Genomic DNA, 2358 nt, shown 5'->3' with positions numbered 1-2358 from the left:
GACGAGATTGGGCAACACCATGCGCATCCGTGAAATCCCGATGCGCATGGTGTTGCCCAATCTCGTCACCGTGCTCGCCATCTGCGCCGGCCTCTCCGGCATCCGCTTCGGCTTCGAAGGCCGTTTTGAGCCGGCAGTGGTGATGGTGCTGCTCGCCGCCTTCCTCGACGGCATCGATGGCCGCCTGGCGCGGATGCTGAAGGCGACGTCCAAGTTCGGAGCGCAGATGGATTCGCTGGCCGACATCGTCAATTTCGGCGTCGCACCCGCGCTGGTGCTCTATGCCTTCCTGCTCGACCAGGCCGGCTCGCCGGGCTGGATTGCCGCGCTCCTGTTCACCATCGCCTGCGGACTGAGGCTCGCTCGCTTCAACGTGCTCGACGAAGAAACAGATCGCCCGCAGTGGCAGACCGAGTATTTCGTCGGAGTGCCGGCGCCGGCGGGTGCCGTGCTGGTGATGCTGCCGCTTTATCTCTTCTTCCTGCGGCTTGGCGTGGAGCCGTCCCGCCCTGCCGCCTTCATCGCCGCCGGTTTCACCGTTCTGGTGGCCTTCCTGCTGGTCAGCCGGCTGCCGGTCTATTCCGGCAAGAGCCTGAAAGTCCCGGGCGACAAGGTGCTGCCGATCATCCTCGGGGTCGTTCTCTACATCCTGCTGTTGATGACCTACCCCTGGTACACGCTGACGGCGTCTGTTGCCGGCTATCTCCTCTTCCTGCCATTCAGCGTGCGCGCCTATTCCAGGCGCGCCAAGCGCGAAGGCGAGAAGGTGCCGCCTTCAGACATCGGCTGACAGACCTGTCGCCAACTCGCTCCGACGATCACCTGGCGCGGGAACCTGCCGGGCATCTTGACCGTTCTGTCTCAGCGGGCGAGGCGTGCGACCTCGCAAAACGCCTCGCCACCGGTCTCTCAAGCTGCTGTGCCAGGCGCAGGAGCTGAAGAAGAGTGAGAAGAAATGGCTGTTGTCCTCATCGGTGCGTTGCTCATTGTCGCTGGCGTTGTGTACATGGCTGGCGCAGCCCTAAGGCGCGGGCGGCTCAGCGATCCGGCGCCTGTTCGCGCGGCGCCGGATCGCTCGACGCCAAATCTCGCAACGCCAGGCCCGACACTTGAGCCGCGACGACGCGGGCTTGGTTTCCTGGGCCTGTCGCAGAATTGGCCGGGCCTGCTGATGATAGCGGTCGGGTTCATGCTGCTGTTGTCGGTGGTGGTCGTCTAGAGCATTTGCTGCCAAACGTCTTCGCTTGGCGTCCCAGCAAAATGCGTTAAAACAAAGAGTTAGAGCGCGGTTTTGGTCCACCAAAAAGCGCTCTAAGCGTCAAGCTGCCGCGCTGAGCCCCAGTCGGTCAATCGCCAGTTTACGGGTCGCGACATAGTCGGTCTTGCCTGAACCCAGAACCGGGATTTCCTCGACCTTGATGATGTCGTTCGGCACCATCAGATCGGCGGCACCGGCTTGTCTGCCGAATTTGCGCAATTCATCGGGGTCGGCCTCATCAGCGGTGGTGACCAGCACGATGCGCTCGCCGCGTCGCCTGTCCGGCACCGCCACCACGGCGTGGTGCTCTTCCGGCCATAGCGACTGTACCAGCATCTCGACTGCGCCCAGCGACACCATCTCGCCGGCGATCTTTGCGAAGCGCTTGGCCCGGCCGCTAATGGTGATGAAGCCTTCGCGGTCGACCGAAACGATGTCGCCGGTATCGTGCCAGCCGTCGAGCGGCTGCAATTCGCCGGGCCGATCTGATGTCATGTAGCCCATCATCAAATTCGGCCCGTCGAGCCACAACCGTCCGGCGCCGCTAATGCCCTCGACCGGCTCGAGCTTCATGCGCATGGCCGGCAACAGCCGCCCGACCGTGCCGTCGCGGCCGTGGATGGCGGTGTTGACGGCAACGACGGGCGCTGCTTCGGTCAGCCCGAAACCCTCGATGATCTCGGCCTGGAAGCGCTCCCGGTAGATGCGGCGCGTCTCCGGTTTCACCGCCTCGGCGCCGGCGACGATGAAGCGCAGGCTGGAGAAATCGCCGTCCTTGGCGGTGCGCGCATAATTGGCGAGGAACGTGTCGGTTCCGAACATGACCGTCGGCCTTGCTTTGCGTGCGACCTCGGGGATCAGCTTGTAGTGCAGCGGGGAGGGGTAGAGGAACAGTTTTACGCCGGTGACCAGCGGCAGGATGGTGCCGCCGGTGAGCCCGAACGAGTGGAACACCGGCAGCACGTTGAGCAGGATGTCGGCCGGCGAAATGGTGATGCGGGCCTCGGCCTGCATGGCGTTGGCGAGAAGATTTCTGTGCGACAGCACCACCGCCTTCGGCGTGCCTTCCGAGCCTGAGGTGAATAGGATCACTGCTGGCT

3 protein-coding genes are annotated in these 2358 nt (G+C 63.8%); 2 read left to right on the top strand and 1 reads right to left on the bottom strand.

Features of this window, described 5'->3' with window-relative positions:
- The first annotated feature begins 19 nt into the window (after window positions 1-19).
- Window positions 20-790 carry a CDP-diacylglycerol--serine O-phosphatidyltransferase gene (gene pssA, locus EOA85_RS32980; RefSeq protein WP_127212501.1) on the top strand — a complete coding sequence of 257 codons (771 nt, stop codon included), beginning with the start codon at window positions 20-22 and terminating at the stop codon, window positions 788-790.
- Between the two features lie 165 nt (window positions 791-955).
- Window positions 956-1219 (top strand): hypothetical protein, encoded by a 264-nt coding sequence (locus tag EOA85_RS32975; protein ID WP_127212500.1) that lies wholly within the window; start codon window positions 956-958, stop codon window positions 1217-1219.
- Between the two features lie 99 nt (window positions 1220-1318).
- Here the strand turns inward: EOA85_RS32975 and EOA85_RS32970 are convergent.
- The coding region (locus EOA85_RS32970) for an AMP-binding protein (protein ID WP_164760050.1) at window positions 1319-2358 on the bottom strand (1040 nt) is incomplete at its 5' end.

It is taken from the genome of Mesorhizobium sp. M5C.F.Ca.IN.020.29.1.1, assembly GCF_003997375.1.
Classification (GTDB): domain Bacteria; phylum Pseudomonadota; class Alphaproteobacteria; order Rhizobiales; family Rhizobiaceae; genus Mesorhizobium; species Mesorhizobium wenxiniae.
Note: the sequence above shows the minus strand (reverse complement) of the source record. Positions and strands in the feature narration are given on the sequence as shown.

Coding starts and splice junctions, on each gene's coding strand:
- pssA (WP_127212501.1), top strand. CDS start 20: ATGCGCATCCGTGAAATCCCGATGCGCATGGTGTTGCCCAATCTCGTC.
- EOA85_RS32975 (WP_127212500.1), top strand. CDS start 956: ATGGCTGTTGTCCTCATCGGTGCGTTGCTCATTGTCGCTGGCGTTGTG.